Source organism: Catenuloplanes niger, assembly GCF_031458255.1.
GTDB classification, from domain to species: Bacteria; Actinomycetota; Actinomycetes; order Mycobacteriales; family Micromonosporaceae; genus Catenuloplanes; species Catenuloplanes niger.
The window spans coordinates 5,715,350-5,740,082 of sequence record NZ_JAVDYC010000001.1 but is presented as its reverse complement, the minus strand read 5'-3'; the positions used below and the strand labels follow the sequence as shown (position 1 = coordinate 5,740,082).

The window sequence follows — 24,733 nt, the reverse complement described above, 5'->3', positions numbered from 1 at the left end:
GGCGGCCGGGCGTACGCGCGTTTTATCTGCGTTTTTCGCGTATCGGCTCGCTTTCCGTACCTATCCTGGGGTAACTGACTGCGACGATACGAGCGCGGGGTGCAGATGGGCAGGACCACCGAGCCTGGCAGCGACGAGGCCGTGCTATCGCTCTCCCTCGACGGCCGGATCACCGACGCCGGTGACGGCACCCGCACCTTGCTCGGCTACCGCCCGGAAGAGCTCTTCGGCCGCCCGGTCGAGGACGTCATCCCCGAGCCCGGCGGACTGCTCAGCGGTCCCCGGCACGACCTCGGCGCCACGGTCCGCAGCGACTCCGCCCATTTCGAGCTGAGCTGCCGCTGCGCGGACGGCACGGTCTTCCCGGCCACGGTCACGGTGTGGCGCAGCATGGAGGAGCACGGGCTCACCATCACGGCCGCGATCCGCAGGCTGAGCACCGAGGACAAGCTCGCCGGCGCGATAAACCTGGTCGGGGCGCTGGTCCGGTCCTCGCACGACGCGATCATCGCGGCCGACCGGGACGGTATGATCACGATCTGGAACCCGGCCGCCGAGCGCCTCTACGGCTACACCGCGGCGGAGATGCTGGGTCGCTCGCGCAGCACGCTGTTCCCCGCGGACGGGCTGCAGCTGGAGGAGGAACGATTCCGCCGGACCATCTCCGGCAGCCACGTCGAGATGTTCTCCGCGGTCCGCCGGTGCAAGGACGGCCGGCTGATCACGGTCGCGGCCACCATCTCGCCGATCGCGGACGCACAGGGCCACATCATCGGCGTGGCCGGCTTCTCCCGGGACATCGGCGAGACGAACCGGGCGCAGAGCATGTTCCGCGGGCTGCTGAACGCGCTGCCGATGGGGATCATCGGGATCGGCGAGGACGGGCTGATCCGCTTCGTGAACCCGGAGACCGAACGGCTCTTCGGCTACGCCGCGGAGGAGGTGCTGGGCCTGCCGGTCGAGCACCTGCTCCCCCGGTCCGGCACGGCGGGCGAGTCGCTCCAGGGGGTCCGGAAGGACGGCAGCCGCTTCCCGGCCGAGGTCTCGCTCTCCCCGATCGACGTGGGCTCCGAGACGCTGATCTCCGCCACGGTCGTGGACACCACCGCGCGGATCGCGGCCGAGGCGGAGCACACCCGGCTGCAGCAGGAGCTGAACGCGGCGCTGCGGCTGGAGAGCGTGGGCCAGCTGGCCGGCGGCGTCGCGCACCACTTCAACAACCTGCTGGCGATCATCGACTCGCACGCCGGGTTCGTGGCCGAGGAGCTGAGCGGGCCGGTCACCGGCGCCAGCTACCGGGAGGCGCTCACCGACATCGCGCAGATCCGCAAGACCGTGGACCGGGCCAGCGAGTACGCCCGGCAGCTGCTGGCGTTCGGCCGGCGCGAGGTGGCCCGGCCGGTGCGGCACGACATCTCACGTACCGTCGCGGACGTCTACGCCCTGCTCAGCCACTCGCTCGGCGACAACATCACGCTCACCACGAAGACACACCAGGACCTGCCGCCGGTGGTGGTCGACCCGGGTCAGCTGGAGCAGACGCTGGTCAACCTGGCGCTCAACGCGCGTGACGCCATGCCGCACGGCGGCCGGCTCAGCATCACGGCCGAGCCGTGCACGAAGAGCGCGCCCGGCGCGCGGCCCAGCCGGCACGTCAAGATCCGGGTCACCGACACCGGCACCGGCATGCCCGCGGACGTGCTGGAACGCGCGTTCGAGCCGTTCTTCACCACCAAGGACCCGGTCTCGTTCGCCGGCATGGGGCTGGCCGTGGCGCACGGCATGGTCACCGCGGCCGGCGGCGAGATCAGCATCTCGTCCGACCCGGGCCGGGGCACCACCGTGGTGATCCTGCTGCCCACGGACGACGTCCTCGAACCGCGCCGCGACCCGGACGAGACCGTGCCCGGCAACGGCGCGGAGACGGACGGCCGGCACACCATCCTGGTCGTCGACGACGAGCCGGACCTGCGCGAGGTGGTCCGGCGGATGCTCGGCAAGTCCGGCTACGACGTGCTCACGGCCGCGAACGGGCACGAGGCGCTGGAGAAGGCCGGCGCGCACGCCGGGCGCATCGATCTGCTGATCACCGACATCATGATGCCCGAGATGTCCGGTACGGAGCTGGCCGAGCAACTGCGCGAGGCCCGCGAGGGCCTGCCGGTGCTGTTCATGTCCGGGTATGCCGCCCCGGTGCTCGCCGAGAAGGGCACGCTCGCCCCGGGCACGATCCTGCTGCAGAAGCCGTTCCGCAAGCAGGAACTGATCACCGCGGTCGGGAACGTGCTCTCGGTCAGCGTGTGACCGCGTACCCGTCACCGTAGACGGACCAGCGCAGCGGCGGGTTCAGGTCGAGGTTGCCGGCCCGCAGGAAGACGCGCTGGGCGGTGTCGACCCGGCTGGTGTCCCGGTGGGCCGCCTCCCGGCGCATCGCGGCCGTACGCGCGTTCAGGAACGCGGTCAGGTAGGCGACCTCGCCGCCGCCCTGGGCCGGCGTCCGGGCACGACGCGTCGCGGCCGCCCGGATGCCGCCGAAGCTCGCCGGATCCGCGCCGGGACCGTGCATGACCATCGCGTCGTAGTAGGCGAACTGGCCCAGCGCGCGCAGCCCGTCCTTCTTCGCCTGCCCGACCGCCGGGTTGAAGTAGACCCGGTCCCGCTCGGCGTCCTGCGCGGCGCGGAACGCCGGATCCGCCGCCGCGGCCCGCCACGCGGCCGGGAAGCCGGGGTCCAGGCCCGCGTGCGAGGCCGTGCCGTTCACCCGCGTCAGCGCCGGCAGGTAGCGGGCCAGCCGGTTGTTCTTCGGCCGCGCCGCGACGTACCGGCGCACGACCGGCAGCATGTCACCGGTGCCGGAGGTGAAGCCGACGATGCCGCCGGTGTAGCCCCGGCCGTCCCGGATGTCCTCGACGTAGCCGTACTGCGCCCGCCAGTTCAGCGACGAGTTCTCCGCGCTGGAGACCAGCTTCATCGCGATCTCCTTCTTCGCGGGCGCGGTCAGGTCCAGCCGCCCCACCTTCCGCTGCGGTGCGGCCGGGGGCGCGGGCGGACCCGGGCGCGCGACCCCCACCAGCACGAACGCGGTGGCGGCCAGCAGCACGGCGACGGTGGCCGACAGCAGCGCGACGGTCCTAGAGGACGCGCGCGAACGAGAGGCAGCCCGGCTCGTCGCGGTAGAAGCCGAAGTTCTCGATCCGGTCATACCCACAAGCGTTGTACATCGCGATCGCCTCCGGCTGGAGATCGCCGACTTCGAGGATCAACCGGCGGCGGCCCCGGGCCCGCGCCGACTCCTCGACCGCGGCCAGCACCCGGCGGCCGACGCCCCGGCCGCGCACGGTGGCCGAGGTGAACATCCGCTTCAGCTCCGCGTCCTCGTCGCCGTGCGCGCGCCAGCCCGCGCCGCCGACCGGTTCGCCGTCGAGGAACGCGACCACGAAGTCGCCGCGCGGCGGAACGAACTCGGCCGGGTCCATCGGGGTGTCGTCGCCGGTGCCGCCGTAGCGGGCGGCCAGCTCGGCGACCGCGGCCCGAATCACGGTCTGCGCCGCCGGCTCGTCGTAGCGCACCGACCGCACCTCACATTCCTTCACAGTGCGAGAGGGTACGACCACGACGAGCCGGAGCTCGGAGGTCACCGGCCGAATGAGATCCCCGCTACGGCACCTGCCCCGGCTCCTCGACCACGGCGTAGGTGTCCAGCGTCCGTTCCGCGATCCACGGTTCCAGCGGACAGCCGGCCACCGGCGGGTCGAGCGGCTCCTTCCGGCGGGCCGGGTCGAACCGGGTCACCTGGGTTCCCACCCGCCAGCCCGTGGAGCGGTCGAAGAGCAGTTCCGGCTCCCGCATCGGACTGTCGTCGAGCCGGACCGCCACGAGGTCACGTCCGTCCAGCGCGACCCCGGCCACGCTCACGTCGAGATCCACCAGCACGCGCAGCAGCATCGCCCGCTGCTCGGGCCGGAGCAACGGCTGCCATTCGGCGCGGTAGGCCCACGAGAAGACCTGCAATCTCCAATGAGGGTCATCGATGTCGACCGGTATCCCGGCGCTCACCAGATCCCGCCGCAGGACATCCGGATCGTCGTAGCGCGGACCGGCGACCGGGGCCGGCTGGCCGAGCACCGGCCGGTCGTCCTCGCCCGGCGGCCGGGGCAGCCCCCATGCCTCGTCGGCGGCCCTCTCCTGTTCCAGTCGGTCCCGGTAGGCCGGCAGCGCCGCCAGGTCATCGGCGTCCGCCAGGCGGAAGACCTGCTTCAGCTCGAGGACCGTGGTGAACCACTCCGCCGCACCGGACTCCTCGCACCGCGAGGCCGGATCCATGGTCCGGAGCGTGTCGTGCCGGATGTACAGGAGCTGACCCTTGCGGATCTCCAGCGGCGGTCTCCCGGCGCCGGCCTCCGCCAGTTCGCCGAGGACACGCCGCACCACCTCGGGATCGGACGTGAAGGACGGCGGCAACGGCTCCGACCGCTGGGTGTGCACCAGCACCGCGGCGACGCCGGCCGCGACCACCACCGCGACCGCGGCCGCCACCGGCACCAGCAGACGCGGGAACCGGAGCGGCCGACGGCGGCGGGACTCCCCGGCCTCGACGCGGGCCGAGACGGTACGCCAGACCCGGTCCAGTGCCTCGTCGGCCGGTTCCGGCACGGCCGAGGCGAAGTCGCGCAGTGCGGTGCGGGCGCGGTCGTCGGGCGTCATCGCGCGTCTCCTTCCAGTGCGGCGCGGACCTTGGCGCGCGCCCGGTGCAGCGAGGACTGGACGGAGCCGAGCGGGATGCCGAGCGCGGCGGCGATCTCGGCGTACTCGAGTTCCGCGACCGCGAACAGCATCAGCACGTCGCGTTGCCGCCGGGGCAGCCGGGCCAGTACGCCGGAGAGGCGGGCGACGTCGCGGGCCGCGTCGACCCGCGACGCCGCGGCCTCGTCGTGTTCCGGGTCCGGTGCCGCCTCGCCCCGGGCGGCCTCGCGCAACGCGCGGATCTCCACCCGCCGGTGCCGCCGGAGCACGTTCGTGGCGATGCCGTAGAGCCAGGGCAGCAGCTCGCCGCGGTCCGGGTCGAAGCGGCCCCGGTGCTCGTAGGCGACCAGGAACGTCTCCGCCACCACGTCCTCGGCGAGCTGCGGACCGACGCGGCGGGTGCAGTAGCGCAACAGCTCCCGCGCGTGCCGGTCGAACACGCTCGCCAGATCCGCCGCGCCCACGACACTCCCCGTGCCTGTCGTGGGTACGTCCCCGCCGGCCGGCGAGGCTCTCATCAGCGTCCTCATACCCGGTTCTTGTCACGCGGGGCCGGCCGTGTTCCCGAAGCGGGAGAACGGATTCAGATCTTGAAGTGGTCCCAGCCGAGGCGGCCTTCCCAGGCGGTGCCGTCCACCGTGACGCCGGCGCCCTCGCGGACCGTGCCCACCTGACGCCACTCCGCCGGCAGCGCCACGCCGGGCGGGAACGTCGCACAGAGCGCGTGATCGTCGCCGCCGCCGAGGATCCAGCCGTACGGGTCGGCACCGAGCGCGGTCGCGGCGTCGCGCATCTGGTCGGGCACGTCGAACGCGTCCCGGTGGACGTCGATCGCGACCCGGCTGGCCTTTGCGACATGCCCGAGGTCGGCGAGCAGGCCGTCCGAGATGTCGATCATCGAGGTGGCGCCGAGCCGGTTCGCGATCGGGCCCTGCCGGTACGGTACCTGCGGTCGGCGGTACGCGTCGACCAGGAGCTTCGGCGTGCGGAAGCCGCGGGACAGCACGGTGTAGCCCGCGCCCGCGAAGCCGACCCGCCCGGCCATCGCGAGGATGTCACCCGGTCGCGCGCCGCTGCGCACCACCGGCTGGAGCCCGTGCATGTCGCCGAGCGCGGTCACCGCGATGGTGAGCGTCGGGCTGGCGGACATGTCGCCGCCGACCACGCTCGCGCCGACGCTCTCCGCCTCCTCGGACAGGCCGTCCGCGAGCTCCTCGGCCCACGCCGCGTCCAGATCCGGCGGCGCGCAGAGCGCGACCAGGAGCGCCGTCGGGTACGCGCCCATCGCCGCGATGTCGGCCAGGTTCGCGGCCGCGGCCCGGTGCCCGATGTCGTTGCCGCTGCCCCAGTCACGCCGGAAGTGCCGGCCGTCGACCAGCACGTCCGTGGACGCGACCACGCGTCCGTCCGGCGCCGCGACCAGCGCCGCGTCGTCGCCCGGTCCCAGCAGGCAGGTCGGGCCGGCGGTCAGCCGCGCGGTGACCCGGGCGATCAGCCCGAACTCACCATCCTCTGCCACTGACGTCCCCTCAGTCACCCTGCGCTCCTCCTGCACACGGACCAGCACTTCCGTACGGTAGTTTCACCAATCGAGCCGCCGGCGGCGGCGGATAGGAGTCGTGTCGTGGTCCAGGCGTACATCCTCATCCAGACGGAGGTCGGACGCGCGCGTGACGTGGCCGCGCAGATCAGCAACATATCCGGCGTCATCAGGGTCGACGCCGTCGTGGGTCCCTACGACGTGGTGGTGCTCACAGAGGCCGCCACGGTGGACGAACTAGGGAAGATCGTCGTGAGCAAGGTTCAGCTGGTGCCGGGCATCACCCGCACCGTCACCTGCTCGGTGGTGCGGCTCTAGATGCCCGCCGAGAAGGACCGCACCACCCGTACGGCAGCGCTGTGGGCCACCGCCGTCGCGGTGCCCGCGGCGCTCGCCGTCGGATTCTTCGCCGTCTCGTCGCTGCCCTCGGCCCAGCCGTCGGCGGCCCCGGCGTCCGGGGCGCCGCAGCCGGTGTCGACCGTGCCGGTGGAGATGGCCGCGCCCGCGCTGAGCGAGGACGAGACGGTCGCCTGCCGCGCGCTGACCTCGCAGCTGCCGGTGACGGTCCGCAGCCTGCCGCAGCGCCCGGTCTCGGCCGGCCCGGAGCAGAACGTGGCCTACGGCGACCCGGCGATCACCGTCGCCTGCGGTGGCGAGCAGCCGTCGTTCCTGGCGACGGACCTGGTCTATCCGCTGAACAAGGTCTGCTGGCACGCGACGGAGACACCGGACGGCTCGGTCTGGACCACCGTGGACCGCCGCGTCCCGGTGACCGTGACCATCCCGAAGAACTACGACTCGCCCGGCCAGTGGACGACCGAGTTCTCCGCGACGGTGCTCTCCACGCTGCTCTCCCGCGACGACATCCCGACCGGCTGCCGGACCTGAGCCGCCGCCGGACCTGAGCCGCCGCCGGGTCCGCGGGTCAGTGCAGGCCGGGTCCGTGGCGCAGCCCGGCCCGGACCACCCGCGCGACCAGCGCCGGGTAGCCGAGGCCGGCCGCGGCCCACACCTCGGGGAACGCCGCGCCCGGCGCCAGGTCCGGCATCGCGTCGATCTCGTCGAGGACGACCTCGCCCGCGGCCGTGACCAGCACGGTCACCGTGGCCGGTCCGGCCAGGTCGAACGCGGCGCGGACGGCCCGGATCAGGTGCGGCACCGCGTCCGGCACGCCCTCCGGGCAGGCCACGGCTGGTTCGTCCGCCAGCACGCCGCAGATCACCCGGCGCCCGTCGGCCGCGCGAGCCCCGGCGACCGGGAGCCCGGCCGCGCTCGCGAGCCGCCGGGTGAACGCCCGATCCGCAGCGACCGCGGACGCCAGCATGCCGGATCCGGCGTACGGAATTCCGGCCATCTCCAGCAGGCCGACGACCTCGACGCGCCCACCGGGCAGCACCACGTCGGCGCGCGCGACCGCCGCGACCCCGGCACGCGCGATCTCGACCGGCACCGCCTCGAACAAGCCCGGGTCGAGCGCCGCCACGATCGCGGCCGCGCCGGGCTGCCCGTCGGCCACGACGGCGACCCGTGTCCTCCGTGAGTCGGTCACCGTCGTGACCCTACTCTCACCGCCCGCGGGCTCGGGCCGGCCGCCGCGCCGAGCATGCGGGCGGAAAGGCCCGGTGGCACGGTTCTCCGCCCGTGCGGCGCGAGCCGCGACCCCCGCACTCGGCGAGGGTCGGGCGGGCCCGCGGCCCCCGTCGGTCCGCGGGTCCGAAAACGGGTCAGGACCAGCGGAAGAGGCGGGTGGCCAGCAGCGTGACGAGGAGGGCGTAGGCGGTCAGGACGGCCAGCGCGGTGAGCGTGACGCCGGTGCCGGCCCAGGAGTGGGACAGTGCCTGGGACGCGGCGCCGAGCGGGGTGAACTCGGCGATCCGGCGCAGGTAGTCGGGCATGATCGGGCCGGGGGTCCAGACGCCGGCGAAGAAGAGCATCGGGAAGTAGACGAGCATGCCGATGCCGCTGGCCGCCTTGGTGGTGGGTGACAGCGCGGCGATCAGCAGGCCGATCGAGAACATCGTGATCGTGGCCAGCAGCACGATGCCGGTGAACTGGAGCGGCGAGGCCGGGAACGGTACGCCGAGGAACGTGATGCCGATCGTGACCGCGGCCACGATGGAGATCAGCATGGCGATCAGGTTCACGATCAGCTGCGCGCCGAGCAGCGGGGCGGGGCCGACGGGCGTGGTGGCCATCCGGCGGAGGACACCGCGTTCCCGGTAGCCGGCGAGGTGTGCGGGGAGCGTGCTGATCGCGATGGTGCCGATCGCCATGGCGACCACGATCGGCAGGTAGACGTCGATCGGCCGGATGCCGCCCATGTCCTCGGCGGGTTCGCGGAAGCCGGGCATCAGGCCGCCGAGCACGAAGAGCAGCAGGGACGGGAACAGCAGGCCGAAGCCGATGGACATGCCGTCGCGGGCGAAGAGCCGGCCCTCGGTCGCGGTGAGCACGAAAAGCGGTCGCATGATGAAATCTCCTGAAAAATCAGTCGTTGTTCAGGGCGCGGCCGGTGAGGGCCAGGAAGGCGTCGTCCAGCGTGGCCTGGTCCATGCGCAGTTCGCGGGGGCGGATGCCGGCGACCGCGAGCGCGGACACCACCGTGAAGAGCAGGTCACCGCCGCCGGTGATCACCACGGTGCGGCCGGACCGGTCGACCGTCACGCCGGGTGCGTCGGTCAGGAAGTCCGCGGGGAGCGGCGCGTCCGGCACGAACCGGATGCGCTGCTGGTCCGCCGCGGCCGTGCCGATCAGCCCGGCCGGCGAGTCGACCGCGAGCACCCGCCCGGCCTCGATGATCGCGATCCGGTCGCAGAGCCGGTCCACCTCCTCCATGAAGTGGCTGACCAGCACGACCGTCACGCCCCGGTTGCGCACCGACTCGATCAGGTCCCAGGTCTCGCGCCGGGCCGCCGGGTCGAGCCCGGTGGTGAGCTCGTCCAGGAACGCGACCTTCGGGTTGCCGACCAGCGCGAGCGCGATGGACAGCCGCTGCTTCTGCCCGCCGGAGAGCTTGGCGAACGGCGTGTTCTGCTTCTCCCCCAGGCCGAGCAGGTCGAGCAGCTCGCGCCAGTCGGCCGGGTCCGGGTAGAACGAGGCGTAGAGCCGCATCGCCTCGGCGACCCGCAGCCGGTCCGGCAGCGCGCTCTCCTGCAGCTGCATGCCGAGCCGGCGGCGCAGCTCCGTGCCGTCCCGCTGCGGGTCGAGACCGAGGATCCGGACTGAGCCGCCGTCCGGCCGGCGCAACCCGGCGGCCATCTCGACCGTGGTGGTCTTGCCGGCGCCGTTCGGGCCGATGATGCCGAAGATCTCGCCCTGCTCGACGGTGAGCGAGACGTCCCGCACGGCGACGGTGTCGCCGTACCGCTTGTTCAGGTTGCGCAGCTCGATGACGGACATGGAAGCTCCCTAACGGGTCAGCGGGCCGAGGCCGGGCGGATGGGCATGGTGCGGTACATCCGGTAGGTGGCGGTGAGCGTGAGGAGCAGGATCGCGGCGGCGATCGCGAGGCCGGCCGGCAGCGTGGCGGGCGGCAGGTCGAGCAGGCGGTTGATGCCCCGGCCGGCCCACTGGATGTCGAACGCGGCCTCGGCCGCGACCGGGGCCAGCGCCGCGACCGGGATGATCACCAGCCCGCCCCACAGCCGGTAGCGGTAGAAGCCGATGCCGATCAGCGCGCCGGCCACGAGGTAGACGAGGTTGAGGACGGTGCCGGTGAGCAGCGCGCGGGCCGCGTCGCCGGCGCCGGTCACCGGGTACGGCTCGGCCAGCCGGTCCAGCGTGCCGGTCGCCGCGTACACCGCGTGCTCGGGCAGGTAGCCGGCCACCTGGACGGCCGCGAAGAACAGCGCCGTCGCCGCGTACAGCACGAGGTGGGCCTCGGCGAGCTGGCGCCGGGTGACGCCCATCGCCACGTAGACCCGGGCGCCGACGACGGTGACGATGCCCATGGAGAGCAGCCAGTAGCGGGGTGGCGCGCCGCCGACGTTGAGCCACATGCTCGCGTCGAGCGTGCCGACGAACCCGACCGAGAGGACCACCACCAGGTAGACCGCGATCAGGATCGCCCAGTACATCGAGACCATCAGGCCCATGCGGCGGAACAGGCACGGGACGAGGACGGTGCGGACGCCGGGGTGGCGGTTCATCGTCGAGCCTCCTCAGTAGATCTTGCCGCGGATCGCGACGGTGCGGCCGATCGCGTGGACCACGGCGAACCCGGCGGTCACCAGCACGACGGTGAGCAGCGCGGAGACCGCGAAGGGCAACCGCAGACCGGCGAGTGTGGTCGCGCCGATCGGGCTCCACTCGGTGCCGAAGAACAACTCGGAGCCGAGCGCCGGGATCATCGCCGGCGCGATCAGCAGCAGTCCGGCGAACGGGCCGTACCGGTAGAAGCCGGCGCCGATCAGCCAGCCGGAGCAGAAGTGGGCTAGGTAGATCAGGAACGCGCGGACCAGCACCGCGACCGCGGTCCCGGCGGAGTGCACCGGGTACGGGCCGGTCAGCCCGTCCATCAGCCCGGCCGCGCCGTAGACGAGCCGCTCGACGCCGAACCCGGCGAGGGAGAGCAGCGCGAACGCGGCCGCGGAGCCGAGGCCGAAGAGCAACCCGCCGCCGATGAACTGCCGCCGGGTGACGCCGAACGCCACGTAGTGCCGGAGGAAGACCGGGACCAGCAGGATCGCGACCGGGCCGACGAACCACTTGACCGTGGAGGCGGTGCCGAGGTGCCACGCGCTCTCGGTCAGCGACCCGTAGACCGCGATCAGCGTGCCGACCAGCGCGACCACGACGATCAGCAGGGCGGCGAAGACCGCGTACGCCGGGCCGACACGCCGGAACAGCGAGGTGGCGACGGTGGTCATCGCCGTGCCCCGGCCGCGGTCAGGTGGATGAACAGGTCCTGCAGCCCGACCGGGGTGATCTCCAGCCGGGCCGCCGCGGCCTCCCGGCGCTGCCCCTCGGTGAGGGCGCCGTAGACCGTGGTGGCCTTGGTGCCGCCGAGCCGCTTGTCGCCCAGCACCGCGAGCTCGGTGCCGGCCACGAACGCGTCGACCGCGTCGGCCGGGCCGGTCACGGTGGCGCCGCGCCGGCGCAGCGTGTCCGTCTCCTCGTGCACCAGCAGCCGGCCCCGGTCGATGATCAGGACTTCCTCGAAGAGGTTCGCCACCTCCTCGATCAGGTGCGTGGAGAGGATGATCGTCCGTGGGTGCTCCGCGTAGTCCGCCACCAGCTCCTGGTAGAACGCGTATCGCGAGGGCGCGTCCAGCCCCAGGTAGGACTCGTCGAAGATGGTCAGCGGCGCGCGGGTGGCGAGGCCGATCGTGACACCGAGCGCGGACCGGCCGCCCCGGGACAGCCCGGAGACGCGCTTGCGCAGCGGCAGGTCGAACTGCTTGGCCAGCCGGGCCGCGTAGTCCGCGTCGAAGTCGGGCCGGAGCTCGGCCGCCAGGCCCAGCACCGCGCTGACCCGGTCGGTGTCCTCCGCGTCGACGTTGTCGCGGATCAGGCAGACCCGCCGGGTGACCCGCGCGTTCTCGAACGGGTCCTCGCCGTCGACCAGCACGGTGCCGGCCGAGGCACGGCGGAACGCGGCGAGCACGGAGAGCAGCGTGGTCTTGCCGGAGCCGTTGCGGCCGAGCAGACCGTAGATCTTGCCGCCGGCCAGGTCGAAGGAGAGGTCGTCCAGCGCGACCGTGTCGCCGTAGCGCACCCGCAGGTCGCGCACCGAGACCGGGAGGCTCATCGCCCGCCCTCCCCGCTGGTGACCTCGGCGGCGGCGATGCGCGCGACGACCTCGTCGAGCGGGATGCCGATCATGCGGGCCTCGGTGATCATCGCGTCGACCACCTCGGCGAAGAACCGCTCGCGGCGCTGACCCACCAGCCGCTCACGGGCCTGCGGACTGACGAACATGCCGATCCCCCGCTTCTTGTAGAGCACGCCCTCGTCGACCAGCTGCTGGAATCCCTTGGCCGCGGTGGCGGGGTTGATCCGGTAGAAGGCTGCGTACTGGTTCGTGGACATGACCTGCTCGTCCTCCCTGAGCGCCCCGCTGAGGATCTCGTCCTTGATCTTGTCGGCGATCTGTTGATAGATCGGGCTCCGGTCGTCGAACACCGCCTCGCCCCCTGACGTCGCCTCGTTGGTTCGTTACTTGTGTAATGAACCCTAGCACCAACGAACCAGCGCGCGGAAGCACGAAAACGGCCCCCGCCCATCGGGGCGGGGGCCGCGGTCCGGCGAAAGACCTACTCGAAGGTCACGTCTGCGGTGGTGTATTTGCAGGTGGTGCCGTCGGGTCCGGAGCCGGTTCTGGTGGGTTCCTTGCCGGTGGAGTTGCCGGTGAAGCGGGTGCAGATGTCCATGGTCTTGTCGCCGATGATGGTGATGTTGCGGAAGGTGGCGGTGTCGCCGTAGTTGGTGTTGACGCCGGCGAGGAGGTCGCCGGGTGCGGTGACGGTGACGGTGACGACGATGAGGGTGCGTTTGTACTGGGTGGAGCAGTTGCCGCAGGAGCGGTAGAGCTTGCCGAAGTCGGTGACCTGGAAGTTGGTGATGGTGAGGGTGCCGCCGCCGTTGTGCTGGAAGACCTTGTCGTCGGCGTTGCGGGCGCCGCCGCCGTTGATGGTGAACACGGCGTTGGTGCCGCCGCGGAAGGTGGCGGCGTCCTCGCCGACGTCTTCCCACCAGACGTTGATCAGGGTGCAGGTGCCGGCGCAGTGCACGCCGTCGGCGGCGGGGGAGCCGAGGATGACGTTTTTGAGGGTGGCGCCGTCGGCGAGGTCGAAGATCGGGTCTTGGCCCTCGTCCTGTCCGGAGCCGCCGAGTGCGCCGGTGCCGTAGTAGCGGGTCATGCCGCCGTCGAGCGTGCCGGAGACCTTGACGGAGGCGGAGACGGGCTTGGTGCCGGTCGCGGTCGGCCACGGCGCGTTCGGGCTCACCGCACCGCCACCGGTGGCCGCGCCGACCTTCACGAGCTGCCACTGCTGGCCGGCCGCGGCCCGGTCGCCGGTCGACGCCACCGCGTTGCCGCCGTCCGCGGTGGACCCACCCGCGATGGCGAGCACCTTGGAGCTGTTGCGGTTGACCAGCCGCACGTAGCCACCGCCCATGTCCTGCACGGACCACTGCTGACTGGCCGCGGTCCGGTCGCCGGTGGACTGCACGATCTGCGCACCGTCCGCCTTCGAGGCGCCCTTGACGTCGACGACCTTGCCGCTGTGCTTGGCCTGCAGCCGGTAGTTCCCACCGCCCATGTCGAGGAACGCGAACTGCTGCCAGTCGCCGTTGTTGATCGACCACTGGTTGAGCACGGCGCCGTCGGCCTTGGAGAAGTTCCGGACGTCCAGCGCCTTGCCGCTGTTGCGATTCTTCAGCACGTAGTGCGCGCCGGTGTCGATGGTCGCCGCGTTCGCCTGCTGGGTGAGGACGACCGTCCCCACGCCGAGGCCGAGCGCGGCGGCGCCGGCGATGAGGCCGGTCGTCACGCGCCGAAGCACGGACGGGCGGCTTTTCGCCTTCTCTGCCATGGTGAGACCTTTCCCTTTTCCGGCGGCAGACAGATAGTCATCTGTCATTGCGCCGGTGCGTTTCGCGTCGTCAATCCAGGAAGGCCGCCACGGCCGGGTCAACGCGCCACCTTAGGGAGCACAAGAGAAGAAGCCACGCTCAGTGACCATGATCCACTCACCACGCGCCACAGTGTGACCGCGTTTCAAGGCGGACTCAAACGGCACTTAAGACGGCTTCAGCCTCGTGGCCCAACCGTGATCATGAGCCAAAGAAAGACCAAAGAAAACACCGCGAGGGTACGAAAAAAGCGCGCGCGAGCGGTTCAGCGAACGAGAACGACGACGCGGCCACCGGCGTGACCGCTCTCGCTCAGATCGTGCGCGGCCGCGGTCTCGGTCATCGGGAAGGCCGCCGCGACCGGCAGCTCCAGGCGACCCGCCTCGATCAGCGCGGTGGCCTCTGTGAGCGCGTGCCAGGAGCGCCCCTCGCCGCCGTCCGTGGTGCGGGCGCCGTGCGCGGAGAAGTCCGCGATCGAGACCACGCGCGAGGCGTCGCCGGTCAGCTCGATCAGCACCGGCACCACGCCGTGGCCGGCCGCGTCCAGCGCCCGGTCCACACCGTCCGGTGCCAGCTCACGCACGCGGGCGGCCAGGCCGTCGCCGTAGGCCACGGGCGTGATGCCGAGCCGGCGCAGCAGGTCGTGGCGGGCCGGGCTCGCGGTGCCGATCACCCGGGCGCCGCGCTCGATCGCGATCTGCGCCGCGACCAGCCCGACACCGCCGGCCGCACCGCTGATCACCAGCGTCCCGGTGCCGGCGTCCGCCCCCACGCCGATCACGTCCAGCGCGCGGACCGCGGTCTCGGCCGGTGTCGGCAGCCCGGCAGCGACCTCGAAGGACAGTGCCGCCGGCTTGACCGCCCAGTGGGTGAGCACCGCGTGCTCCGCGGTCGCGCCACCGGCCGTCACGCCGAGGACCGCGTCGCCCACGGCCACGCCGGTCACGCCGTCGCCGACCTCGTCGACCACGCCGGCCGCGTCGCCGCCCGGGATGCGTGGCCCGGTCACCGCGATCCCGGCCAGGCCGGAGCGGACCTTCCAGTCCCACGCGTTCACACCGGCGGCCACGACCGCGATCCGGATCCGGCCCGGGCCGGCGTGCGGCTCCGGCACGTCGTCGTCCACGCGCAGCACGGACGACGGGCCGGTCTCCGAGAACCGGACCGCTCTCACGGCTGGTACCGCAGGAACTCGTCGAGGCCGCTGATCGCGAGCACGCGCGCGACGTGGCCCCGGTGATTGGTGACCCGCAGCCAGCCGCCCAGCTCGGCGCACCGGTTGTCGCCGCGGACCAGGCAGGCCAGCCCGGTGGAGTCACAGAACGCCAGCTCGCCGAGGTCGACGACGAGCCGGTTGCGGCCGGTGCCGACCAGGTCGCTGATCGCGGTGTCCAGCTCGGGCACGGTACTCATGTCCAGCTCACCGGCGAGGCGCACGGTGGCCGTCCGGTGGTCGCCGGTCTCCGGCGTGACGGTGAACGTCAAGAGACTTCCTCCGCTCCGCCCGAGATTCTCTTCCCGCATCCCGATCCTGGTCCAGATGGTTGCCGCCGAACAAGGGTAATCCGTCAGCCGATGGACATCCGGTAGGACGACTCCGATTGTTCGCTTTCTGTAGTGACGAAAATCCGGACCGTCGTCCCGTCGGCGCCGCTGACGACCTCGATGCCGTCCGTCAGCTGCTCCGCCAGGAACAGCCCGAGCCCGCCCGGGGAGGTCGGCTCCGGTGGCCGCTCCCCAGGCTTCCGGCCCGGCGCGGTGAAGCCGGCGCCGTCGTCCGCGACCTGGCAGATCAACCGGTCGGGGGCGCGCAGCAGCCGCAGCCGACCGGCGCCGCCACCGTGCCGTACCGCGTTGGTCAGCAGCTCGTAGGCGGCGAGCGCGAAGTCGTCCAGCCGGTCGCCGTCCAGGCCCGCGACCCGCGCCAGATCAGCGATGCGGTGGCGCAGTGCTGTGACGTCCGTCGCGGTGAAGGGCCGATCGAGGAGGAGGCCCGTTCCGGCGCTGTCGCCAGTCATCCACGCTCCTCCCGTCCGCGCGGTCACCGCGCGGTATCCCACGAACACATCGCGATCGTCCGGACCCGAGCCTAGTTGACCTCGGCCCGTCGATCACCAGCCCGATCCGGACACTCATGACGCGATCCGCTCGCCGGACCGGTGCGGGGCGGGCACCGGGCCGCTCAGCGCGGTGGCGAGCGGCAGCGTGAACGAGAACCGGGTGCCCCCGCCGGGGTTGTCCGCGACCGTGACCGTGCCGCCGTGCCGCTCCACGATCCGGCGGCAGATGGCCAGACCGAGGCCGGTCCCGGCATATCCGGTGCCCTCGTGCGCACGGTGGAACGAGTCGAACACGTGCGGCTTGTCCGCGTCCGGGATGCCGATCCCGCGGTCCGCGATCTGGATGTGCGCCCAGCCGACCGGGTCCGCGGTCGCGGTCACGTCGACGTGCGCGGCCGTGCCGGGGCGCACGTACTTCACCGAGTTGCCGATCAGGTTCTCCAGCACCCGGCGCAGCATGCCGGCGTCCGCGATCACCTCGGGCAGGTCGCCGACGAAGATCCGCGGCGGCGGCCGGTCACCGACCGCGGCGCGGCTGGTCCGCTCCGCCACCACCTCGGCCACCAGCGCGGCCAGGTCCACCGCGCGCAACCGCAGCGGCGCGTCCCGGGCCGTGGTGTAGGCGAGCAGGTCGTCGATGAGCATGCCCATCCGCTGTACGCCGCGGACCGCCTGGCCGATCGCGGACCGCGCCTCGTCCGCCGCCGGCCGCCACGCGCCCCGGTCGCCGCCGGGCGGGTCCGCGAGCACGTCCGCGAGGATCTCGTCGGCCGCCTCGCAGTGCCCGGAGACGATGGCGAGCGGGGACTTCAGGTCGTGCGCGACCACACCGGCGAACGCGGCGAGGTCGGACTCGTACCGGCGCAGCTCCGTGATGTCCCGGAAGACCGCGACCGCGCCGCGCTGCCCGGCCGCCGGATCGAGCGGGCGGCCGTCCACACTGATCAGCACGCCGTCCGGGCGGCTGGGGTTGCGGATCACCATCTCCACGCCGTCGGAGGACTCACCGGCCAGCGCGCGGGCCAGCGGCAGCTGCGCGGCCGGGAACGGCGTGCCGTCCGGCCGGAAGATCCCGTAGTGCTTCTGCCAGCCCTCCAGCCCGGGGATGTCGTGCGACACGCCGAGCAGCGCCCGGGCCGCGCGGTTGTGCAGCAGGAACGCGCCGTGCTCGTCCACCACGCCGACGCCGTCGCCGATGCTGTTCATCACGGCGGCCAGCAGACCGGACTGGCGGCGCGCCTCGCGTTCGGCCTGGCGCAGTTCCGCGGTCGCGGCCACCACCCGTTCCTCGGCGCGCGCCCGGCCGGTGGAGAGCACGTAGATCAGGCCGGCCAGCAGCGCCACGATCGCGCTGCCGGCCAGGCCGGTGGTGAGCGGCAGCGCGCTGTGCCCGCCGGGCAGCCGGGACGAGTCGGCCGTGGTGGTCAGCGTCCAGCGGCGGTCCGCGACGTCGACCGTGCGCTCCCGGTGCAGGTCCGGGCGGCCGGGCGAGGGCACGGTGGCGACCATGATCGGCATGCCGGTGCCGTCGGTCGCCGAGAGGCTGCCGCCGAGCAGTTCCTGACCGGCCGAGACCAGCACGTCGCCGAGGAAGTCCTGGCCGCGCATGCCCATCACCAGCCAGCCGGCGAACGCGCCACCGTGGTGGACCGGGGTGGCGAACACGAACGACCGCTGCTGCTGCGCCGGGGGCAGGTGCTGGTCGCGGATCAGCACGTACGCGTCGGAGACCGAGGCCCGGCCGGTGCGCCGGGCGGCGGAGAGCGCCACCGTGGGCTCCCGGGCCCGGGTCAGGTCGACGCCGAGCGCGGGCGCGGCGCCGCCGTCCAGCGTGCGGGAGTACACCGTGAACAGGTGCTCGGAGCTGCCCGCCTGCGGGGTGAGCGTGAGCGTGGCCGCGCCGAGCCGCCGCCAGCGCGCCTGGGCCGTCGCCACCCCGCCGGCCGGCACCGGTGCGACGTAGACGACCGAGGTGGCGCCGGGCAGCTTCGTGCCGGCCAGCGGCGCGGTCCCGGCCTGGAACGTGCGCGCGTCCAGCACGGACGCCTGGGCGAGCCCGGTCGCGGCGGTGCGCAGCAGGTCGACGTACCGGCGGGTCTCCACGCTGACCGCGGTCTGCGCGAGCGACGTGCGCTGTTCCATGATCCGGTCGGCGGCCGCGATGTCCTGCCGGTGCAGCGCCGTGGCGACGGCGGCCATGGCGGCCAGCCCGGCCGTCAGCACGATGCCGGCGACCGCGAGCGCGCCCCGGCGACCGTGCCATCCATCCACGACGCCAGTGTCCCATTCACCCTCTTTGTGGGGACCCGCTTCCGATGATCCAGACGGCATTCCTGTCGCGCGGCGCGGCCACCCCGGCCCGGGTCAGTCGAGCGCGGCCCGCACGTCCGCCACCAGGTCGTCCGGGTCCTCGATGCCGCAGGACAGACGGACGAAGCCGGGCGTGGTGTCGTCGCCCCACTGCGCGCGCCGGTCCGCGGTGGTGTGCAGCCCGCCGAACGACGTGGCCGCGAAGACCAGCCGGGACCGTCGCAGAAACGTGGCCACCCGGTCCGCGGAACCGAGATCGAAGCCGATCAGGCCCGGGATCCGGCGCATCTGCGCGCTCGCCACCGGGTACGCCGGGTCGTCCGGCAGGCCGGGCCAGCGCACGCCGGTCACCGCCGGGTGCGCGGCCAGCATCGGCGCCAGCGCGGCCGCGTTGCCGGTCTGCCGGGCCAGCCGCAGGTCCAGCGTGCCCAGCGAGCGGTGCGCCAGCCAGCAGTCGAACGCGCCCGGCACGCCACCGGTCTGCGCGCGCCAGGTGGTCAGCCCGGACAGCAGCGACCCGTCGCGCGTGCTGACGTAGCCGAGCAGCAGGTCGGAGTGGCCGGTCAGCGCCTTGGTGCCGGACGCCACCACCAGGTCCGCGCCCAGCTCCAGCGGGCGCTGGCCGAGCGGCGTGGCCGCGGTGTTGTCCACCGCGACCAGCGCACCGGCCGCGTGTGCGGCCTCGGCGACCGCGCGCACGTCGCAGACGTCCAGGCCCGGGTTGGCCGGCGTCTCCAGCAGCACCAGGCGGATGCCCTCGAACGACGGGTACGGCCCGGCCGTCGGCGCGGTCCGCACGTCCACGCCCAGCTCCGCGAGCGTGCCCGCGGCGAACGCGCGGACCGCGAAGTAGCCGTCCGACGGCAGCAGCACCGCGTCGCCCGGCCGCAGCACGGTCAGCAGCGCCGCCGTGATCGCGGCCTGGCCGGACGCGAACGCCAGCGTGTCGCCGCCCTCCAGCTCGCCGATCGCGGTCTCCAGCGCGCGCCGGGTCCGGTTGTCCGGCCGCCCGTAGCCGTCCGCGGCCCCGGCCGGCCCGGCCACCGGGTCCAGGTGGTACGGCGCCGCGAACACCGGGCCGGGCAGGAACGGCTCGCCCGGCACCGGCTCCGGCAGACCGGCGTGCACCACCCGGGTGCCGTCACCCTCAAGACTCATGCCGCCCATGATCCGCCTATCGGACCTCGTGCTGCAGCTCGCGGTTCATCAGTGCGAGCATCGCCACCTTCGGCGAGACGCCCTCGTGGCAGATCCGTTCCACCTGCTCGGTGATCGGCATGTCCACGCCGTGCTTGCGGGCCAGGTCCCGGATGCCCAGGCAGCTCTTCACGCCCTCGGCGGTCTGCCGGGTGGAGGCCTGCGCCTCCTCCAACGTCTCGCCGCGACCCAGGTGCTCGCCGAACGTGCGGTTCCGGGAGAACGGCGACGAACAGGTGGCGACCAGGTCGCCGAGGCCGGCCAGACCCGCGAACGTGAGCGGGTCCGCGCCGAGTGCCACGCCGAGCCGCAGCGTCTCCGCCAGGCCACGGGTGATCAGCGTGGCCTTCGTGTTGTCGCCGAGCCCCATCGCGGTGGCCACGCCGTAGGCGAGCGCGATCACGTTCTTCACCGCGCCGCCGAGCTCGCAGCCGATCACGTCGGTGTTCGTGTACGGCCGCAGGTACGGCGCGGTGACCGCCTTCTGCACCGCCTTCGCCCGCTCCAGGTCGGTGCAGGCCACGACGGTGGCGGCGGGCTGCCCCAGCATGATCTCCGGCGCCAGGTTCGGCCCGGTGACCACGACCACGCGCTCCGCGGCCACGCCGGAGGTCTCCACGATGACCTCGCTCATCCGCTTCGTGGTGCTCAGCTCGATGCCCTTCATCAGCGACACCAGCGACGCGTCCGGCTCCAGGTGGCGTACCCACTCCGCGAGGTTGCCGCGCAGCGTCTGCGACGGCACGGCGAGCACCACGATCTCCGCGCCGGTGATCGCCTCGCCCGCGTGCGCGGTGGCGGTGATCCGGTCCGGCAGCCGCGTCTGCGGGAAGTAGTCGGGATTGACCCGCCGGTCCCGGATGGAGGCGGCCACCTCCTCCCGGCGTGCCCACATCGTCACGTCCGTACCGGCGTCCGCCAGCACCTTCGCGAACGCGGTCCCCCAGGACCCGGCACCCAGCACGGCTGCCCGCATCAGGCCATTCCCTCCCGCTCGCCCGCGCGTCCCACGGGCTCGCTCGCCGCCTCGGCCCGGCCGCGGCGCGGCGCTGCCGAGTACTGCCACAGCGGCGGCGGGGTGCCACCGCGGATCTCCGCGAGCAGGTCGCGGACCTCCGTCATCATCGCCTCGGTGACCTCGTCCAGCACCGCGCGGGTCGGCTCGACCCCGGCCCACCGGCTCAGGTCCATCGGCGGGCCGGCCAGCACGGTCACCGGGGTCCGCGGGGCGAGGCGGAACGTGGAGTCCCGGGGGTCGAACACCCGGTGCGCGCCCCACTGGGCGACCGGGACGACCGGGGCGCCGGTGAGCAGCGCCACCCGGGCCGCGCCGGTCTTGCCGTGCATCGGCCACAGGTCGGGATGCCGGGTGGTGGTGCCCTCCGGGTAGATCACCACGGCGCCGCCCTCGCGCACCGCCGCGGCCAGCGTCTCCACCGACTGGGCCGCCTCCGCGCTGCCGCGCTCGACCGGCACCTGCTTGATCCGGCCGAGCCACGGCCCGACCACCGGCAGCCGGAAGAGGCTCGCCTTGCCCAGGAAGCGGGGCCAGGCGCCGTTGCTGTAGAGGAAGTCGGCCACCGGGAACGGGTCGAAGTGCGAGGAGTGGTTCACCACCACGATGAAGCCGCGGTCCGTGGGCATGTGGTGCGCGCCACGCCAGGTCGGCCGGGTCCAGACGCGCATGGCGGGAATCACGATCCACGCGGCCAGCCGCTGCAGGAAACCCAGTCTGTGCGGTGCCACGGCGATCCCCCTGTCCCCTCTCGGGCACGGCCGCCTGCGCCACACCCCGCAGGCCGGAGGCCGTGCACGGCCTGTGGCGAAATCATGCCTGCCCCGGCCCCGGCAGACCAGGGCGGGGCGGACGCGCCGCACCCGGAGCGTTCCCCGCCGCGCACCACGGGTCGATGGCGGCGCGCCGAGCTGGCACGATGAATCGGTGCAGAGGTGGGCGGTCGTCATCCCGGTCAAGCCGGTGTCGGTGGGCAAGAGCCGGCTGCGCGGCGCGGTCCCGGCCGCGGCGCACGAGCGGCTGGCGCTCGCGCTCGCCCGGGACACCGTGGCCGCCGTGCTGTCCTGCCCGGAGGTCGGCGAGGTGCTCGTGGTCACGGACGATCCGGCGGTGGCCGGCGTGGTGACCGCGCTCGGTGCCCGGGTCGCGCCGGACGCACCGGCCGCCGGCCTCAACCCCGCCATCCGGTTCGGGGAGAGCGGCCTGCCCGCCCGGTCCTGGCGCGCCGCGCTCACCGCCGACCTGCCCGCGCTGCGCCCGGCCGAGCTGTCCGCGGCGTTGCGCGCGGCCGCGGAGCCGCCCGCCCGCCGCCGGTTCGCCGCGGACGCGCCCGGCGTCGGCACCGTGCTGCTGACCGCGCCGCCCGGCGTGCCGCTGGACCCGTGCTTCGGCGGGGCGTCCGCGGCCGCGCACGCCGCGTCCGGCGCGGTGGCGCTGGGCGGCGACTGGCCGAGCCTGCGCCGGGACGTGGACACCGGCGCCGACCTGGACGCGGCGCACCGGCTCGGCGTCGGCACGCACACCGGCGCGCTGGTCCCGGCACCGTGCGGTCCGGCATCGACGTCCCACTGATCCCGCCACGGTCCGGACGGCCCTCGCCGACCTGTCTGAAGACAGCTTCCTCGTACCCCCGCTGGGTCTAGGGTTTGGTCCATGCAGGGGACCGTTGCGCGTTTCGACGAGGACACCCATCACGGCACGGTGCTGCTGGACGACGGGAGCGAGGTGGCGTTCGGCGCGGACGCGTTCGCCGCGTCCGGGATGCGGCTGCTGCGACTCGGGCAGCGGATGACCGTCGTCCGCGACGACCGGGGCGAGGTAATCTCGATCACCTTTCCCGGCCTGACCTGACCGTTCCGAAGCGGAATTCACGTTTCAGTAACTTTTTTCGGGTGATGATGATTCGGTGAACACCGCGCCAGCCACCGTCCGCCACCGAGGCCCCGACGGGAGATTTATTCGCGCCGATGTTCCTGCTGCTAGGGTCGAGGTCCCGCGCAGCGACGATCACGTCCCGCTGCACGCGGGCCGCGACTCCTCCGCCGATGAAGCCGGATCGCCCGTGACGACCGACGCTGGAGAGGTGGCCGCCATGACCCAGGACCAGATGTCCGACCCCGCGACCGAGATCCCGCCGGTCCAGGAGATGCCGATAGAGGACCTGCTCGGTGCGGACCCGGTGCCGGACGAGTCGCTGCCCGAGGACCGGTTCCTCAACCGCGAGCTGTCCTGGCTGGACTTCAACGCCCGGGTGCTGACGCTGGCCGAGGACCCGGACACCCGGCTGCTGGAACGCGCGAAGTTCCTGGCCATCTTCGCCAGCAACCTGGACGAGTTCTACATGGTCCGGATCGCCGGGCTGATGCGGCGCATACAGGCCGGCATCCCGGTCCGCGGCGGTGACCAGCTGCCGCTGCGCACCCAGCTGCGGATGATCCTGGAGAAGACGGCCGGCCTGGTCGCCCGGCACGCGGCCTGCTTCAGCGACGAGGTCCAGCCGAAGATGGCGGCCGAGGGCATCCACCTGGTGCACTGGGCCGACCTGAACGACGGCGAGCGCGAGGAGCTGCGGACCTACTTCCGGGAGCACATCTTCCCGGTGCTGACGCCGCTCGCCGTGGACCACGCGCACCCGTTCCCGTACATCTCGTCGCGCTCGCTGAACCTCGCGGTCTCGGTGCGCTCGCCGGAGAGCCCGCAGGAGCTGTTCGCCCGGATCAAGGTGCCGAACAACGTGCCCCGGTTCGTGGTGGTCAACTCCCCCGGCCAGACCGCGCGCTTCCTGCCGGTCGAGGACCTCATCTCGGTCCACCTGGACCAGCTCTTCTCCGGCATGCAGGTGGTCGAGTGCCACCTGTTCCGGGTGACCCGCAACGCGGAGCTCGAGGTCGACGAGGACCGGGACGAGGACCTGCTCAAGGCGCTGGAGCGGGAGCTGGCCCAGCGCCGGTTCGGCCCGCCGGTGCGGCTGGAGGTGGCCGCGTCCATCTCCGACCACATGCTCGAGGTGCTGGTCCGCGAGCTCGACGTGGACAGTCACGACGTGCTGCGGGTGCCCGGCCTGCTGGACATGTCCGCGCTGTGGCAGATCTACGGCGCGGTGGACCGGCCGGACCTGAAGGACAAGCCGTACGTGCCGGCCACCCACCCGCGGCTGATCGACGGCGAGGTGCCGCGCAGCATCTTCGCCTCGCTGCGCGACGGTGACGTGCTGGTGCACCACCCGTACCACGCGTTCTCCACCAGCGTGCAGCGCTTCATCGAGCAGGCCGCCGCGGACCCGAACGTGCTGGCCATCAAGCAGACGCTGTACCGCACCAGCGGCGACTCGCCCATCGTGGACGCGCTGGTCGAGGCGGCCGGCGCGGGCAAGCAGGTGGTGGTGCTGGTCGAGCTGAAGGCGCGCTTCGACGAGCAGGCGAACATCGGCTGGGCGCGGAAGCTGGAACGGGCCGGCTGCCACGTGGTCTACGGCCTGGTCGGCCTCAAGACCCACTGCAAGACCTCCCTGGTGGTACGGCAGGAGGGCACACAGATCCGCCGCTACTGCCACATCGGCACCGGCAACTACCACCCCAAGACCGCGCGGCTGTACGAGGACTTCGGGCTGCTCACCGCGGACCCCGAGGTGGGCGCGGACGTCACCGACCTGTTCAACGTACTCACCGGGTACAGCCGGCAGACCGCGTACCGCCGTCTGCTGGTGGCGCCGCACGGCGTGCGCGCCGGCCTGATCGACCGCGTCAACCGGCAGGTCGAGCGCGCGCAGCGGGGCCTGCCGACGCTGGTCCAGATCAAGGTGAACTCGCTGGTCGACGAGGAGTTCATCGACGCGCTCTACCGGGCGTCCCGGGCCGGCGTGCGGATCGAGGTGGTGGTGCGCGGCATGTGCGCGCTGCGCCCCGGCGTGCCCGGCCTGTCGGAGAACATCCGGGTCCGCTCGATCGTCGGCCGGTTCCTGGAGCACTCGCGCATCTTCCGGTTCGGCCCCGGGCCGTCCCGGGCGGACGTGGAGGCCGGCCGGCACGAGGAGCCGGCCGAGTTCTGGATCGGCTCCGCGGACATGATGCACCGCAACCTGGACCGCCGCGTCGAGGCGCTGGTGCAGGTCACCGACCCGGTCGCCACCCGGGAGCTGGAGACCGTGCTGCGGATCTCGATGAGCGACGAGTGCGAGGGCTTCGACCTGCAGCCGGACGGCGCCTGGGTGCGCCGGGTGTCCACGGTCGACAAGCCGCTCACCCACCTGCAGTCGGTGCTGCTGCGGCGCACGATCCGGGCCAACGGTTGAAC

Annotated in this window: 26 protein-coding genes; 6 read left to right on the top strand and 20 right to left on the bottom strand. The window is 72.9% G+C overall.

Annotation, left to right across the window (positions count from 1 at the left end; all coding sequences use genetic code 11):
• Positions 1-105 precede the first annotated feature (105 nt).
• Positions 106-2,304: a hybrid sensor histidine kinase/response regulator gene (locus J2S44_RS25525; RefSeq protein WP_310418885.1), complete on the top strand. Its 2,199-nt coding sequence runs from the start codon at positions 106-108 to the stop codon at positions 2,302-2,304.
• Here J2S44_RS25525 and J2S44_RS25520 read toward each other — a convergent pair.
• The 5 genes from J2S44_RS25520 to J2S44_RS25500 all read right to left on the bottom strand — a co-directional run bounded on the left by J2S44_RS25520 (position 2,294) and on the right by J2S44_RS25500 (position 6,280).
• Positions 2,294-3,100: a chitosanase gene (locus J2S44_RS25520; protein ID WP_310418882.1), complete on the bottom strand. Its 807-nt coding sequence runs from the start codon at positions 3,098-3,100 to the stop codon at positions 2,294-2,296. The genes J2S44_RS25525 and J2S44_RS25520 overlap by 11 nt on opposite strands.
• A 31-nt stretch (positions 3,101-3,131) precedes the next feature.
• Entirely contained in the window at positions 3,132-3,593 is a 462-nt protein-coding gene (locus J2S44_RS25515) for a GNAT family N-acetyltransferase (RefSeq protein ID WP_310429911.1), read from the bottom strand.
• A gap of 64 nt (positions 3,594-3,657) precedes the next feature.
• Positions 3,658-4,704, bottom strand: a complete 1,047-nt coding sequence (locus J2S44_RS25510; RefSeq protein ID WP_310418879.1) for a hypothetical protein — start codon at positions 4,702-4,704, stop codon at positions 3,658-3,660.
• Complete coding sequence (locus J2S44_RS25505; protein WP_310418877.1) at positions 4,701-5,207, bottom strand: RNA polymerase sigma factor; 507 nt, start codon at positions 5,205-5,207, stop codon at positions 4,701-4,703. The genes J2S44_RS25510 and J2S44_RS25505 overlap by 4 nt, the downstream gene beginning before the upstream one ends.
• A gap of 119 nt (positions 5,208-5,326) precedes the next feature.
• Positions 5,327-6,280 carry a thiamine-phosphate kinase gene (locus J2S44_RS25500; protein WP_310418875.1) on the bottom strand — a complete coding sequence of 318 codons (954 nt, stop codon included), beginning with the start codon at positions 6,278-6,280 and terminating at the stop codon, positions 5,327-5,329.
• Between the two features lie 87 nt (positions 6,281-6,367).
• Here J2S44_RS25500 and J2S44_RS25495 point away from each other — a divergent pair, with 87 nt between their 5' ends.
• On the top strand, positions 6,368-6,601 hold the full coding sequence (locus J2S44_RS25495; RefSeq protein ID WP_310418872.1) for an Lrp/AsnC ligand binding domain-containing protein: 234 nt from the start codon (positions 6,368-6,370) through the stop codon (positions 6,599-6,601).
• Positions 6,602-7,171 carry a DUF3515 family protein gene (locus tag J2S44_RS25490; RefSeq protein WP_310418868.1) on the top strand — a complete coding sequence of 190 codons (570 nt, stop codon included), beginning with the start codon at positions 6,602-6,604 and terminating at the stop codon, positions 7,169-7,171.
• Between the two features lie 37 nt (positions 7,172-7,208).
• Here J2S44_RS25490 and J2S44_RS25485 read toward each other — a convergent pair whose 3' ends face one another.
• The 15 genes from J2S44_RS25485 to J2S44_RS25415 form a co-directional block, all read right to left on the bottom strand.
• On the bottom strand, positions 7,209-7,832 hold the full coding sequence (locus tag J2S44_RS25485; RefSeq protein WP_310418865.1) for a D-alanine--D-alanine ligase family protein: 624 nt from the start codon (positions 7,830-7,832) through the stop codon (positions 7,209-7,211).
• 175 nt (positions 7,833-8,007) lie between these two features.
• Positions 8,008-8,751 carry an ABC transporter permease gene (locus J2S44_RS25480; protein WP_310418862.1) on the bottom strand — a complete coding sequence of 248 codons (744 nt, stop codon included), beginning with the start codon at positions 8,749-8,751 and terminating at the stop codon, positions 8,008-8,010.
• Positions 8,752-8,770: 19 nt separating this feature from the next.
• Positions 8,771-9,682: an ABC transporter ATP-binding protein gene (locus tag J2S44_RS25475; RefSeq protein ID WP_310418859.1), complete on the bottom strand. Its 912-nt coding sequence runs from the start codon at positions 9,680-9,682 to the stop codon at positions 8,771-8,773.
• Positions 9,683-9,699: 17 nt separating this feature from the next.
• Positions 9,700-10,431, bottom strand: a complete 732-nt coding sequence (locus J2S44_RS25470; protein ID WP_310418856.1) for a hypothetical protein — start codon at positions 10,429-10,431, stop codon at positions 9,700-9,702.
• A 12-nt stretch (positions 10,432-10,443) separates the two neighbouring features.
• A complete protein-coding gene (locus tag J2S44_RS25465; RefSeq protein ID WP_310418853.1) occupies positions 10,444-11,151 on the bottom strand; it encodes a hypothetical protein in 708 nt (235 codons plus the stop codon).
• Positions 11,148-12,032, bottom strand: coding sequence for an ATP-binding cassette domain-containing protein (locus J2S44_RS25460; RefSeq protein ID WP_310418850.1), 885 nt, complete (start codon positions 12,030-12,032; stop codon positions 11,148-11,150). The genes J2S44_RS25465 and J2S44_RS25460 overlap by 4 nt, the downstream gene beginning before the upstream one ends.
• Entirely contained in the window at positions 12,029-12,406 is a 378-nt protein-coding gene (locus J2S44_RS25455; protein ID WP_310418847.1) for a GntR family transcriptional regulator, read from the bottom strand. The genes J2S44_RS25460 and J2S44_RS25455 overlap by 4 nt, the downstream gene beginning before the upstream one ends.
• A 131-nt stretch (positions 12,407-12,537) precedes the next feature.
• The gene (locus tag J2S44_RS25450; RefSeq protein ID WP_310418844.1) at positions 12,538-13,776 is read right to left on the bottom strand and encodes a pectate lyase; all 1,239 of its coding nucleotides are present in this window, start codon (positions 13,774-13,776) and stop codon (positions 12,538-12,540) included.
• A gap of 347 nt (positions 13,777-14,123) precedes the next feature.
• Positions 14,124-15,032 (bottom strand): NADP-dependent oxidoreductase, encoded by a 909-nt coding sequence (locus J2S44_RS25445; protein ID WP_310418841.1) that lies wholly within the window; start codon positions 15,030-15,032, stop codon positions 14,124-14,126.
• Complete coding sequence (locus tag J2S44_RS25440; RefSeq protein ID WP_310418838.1) at positions 15,029-15,343, bottom strand: STAS domain-containing protein; 315 nt, start codon at positions 15,341-15,343, stop codon at positions 15,029-15,031. The genes J2S44_RS25445 and J2S44_RS25440 overlap by 4 nt, the downstream gene beginning before the upstream one ends.
• Before the next feature lie 83 nt (positions 15,344-15,426).
• The gene (locus J2S44_RS25435; protein ID WP_310418835.1) at positions 15,427-15,876 is read right to left on the bottom strand and encodes an ATP-binding protein; all 450 of its coding nucleotides are present in this window, start codon (positions 15,874-15,876) and stop codon (positions 15,427-15,429) included.
• Between the two features lie 114 nt (positions 15,877-15,990).
• Positions 15,991-18,189 (bottom strand): ATP-binding protein, encoded by a 2,199-nt coding sequence (locus J2S44_RS25430; protein WP_310418833.1) that lies wholly within the window; start codon positions 18,187-18,189, stop codon positions 15,991-15,993.
• A gap of 93 nt (positions 18,190-18,282) precedes the next feature.
• Positions 18,283-19,386, bottom strand: coding sequence for a cystathionine gamma-lyase (locus tag J2S44_RS25425; RefSeq protein WP_310418830.1), 1,104 nt, complete (start codon positions 19,384-19,386; stop codon positions 18,283-18,285).
• A 16-nt stretch (positions 19,387-19,402) separates the two neighbouring features.
• Positions 19,403-20,401, bottom strand: coding sequence for an NAD(P)H-dependent glycerol-3-phosphate dehydrogenase (locus J2S44_RS25420; RefSeq protein WP_310418827.1), 999 nt, complete (start codon positions 20,399-20,401; stop codon positions 19,403-19,405).
• Complete coding sequence (locus J2S44_RS25415; protein WP_310418824.1) at positions 20,401-21,171, bottom strand: lysophospholipid acyltransferase family protein; 771 nt, start codon at positions 21,169-21,171, stop codon at positions 20,401-20,403. Before J2S44_RS25415 ends, J2S44_RS25420 begins: the two co-directional genes overlap by 1 nt.
• A gap of 196 nt (positions 21,172-21,367) precedes the next feature.
• Here J2S44_RS25415 and cofC point away from each other — a divergent pair, with 196 nt between their 5' ends.
• From cofC to J2S44_RS25400, 3 genes are all read left to right on the top strand, one after another.
• Entirely contained in the window at positions 21,368-22,012 is a 645-nt protein-coding gene (gene cofC, locus J2S44_RS25410; protein WP_310418822.1) for a 2-phospho-L-lactate guanylyltransferase, read from the top strand.
• An 81-nt stretch (positions 22,013-22,093) separates the two neighbouring features.
• Positions 22,094-22,291 (top strand): cold-shock protein, encoded by a 198-nt coding sequence (locus J2S44_RS25405; RefSeq protein WP_310418819.1) that lies wholly within the window; start codon positions 22,094-22,096, stop codon positions 22,289-22,291.
• Positions 22,292-22,532: 241 nt separating this feature from the next.
• Complete coding sequence (locus tag J2S44_RS25400; protein WP_374727906.1) at positions 22,533-24,731, top strand: RNA degradosome polyphosphate kinase; 2,199 nt, start codon at positions 22,533-22,535, stop codon at positions 24,729-24,731.
• Positions 24,732-24,733 lie beyond the last annotated feature (2 nt).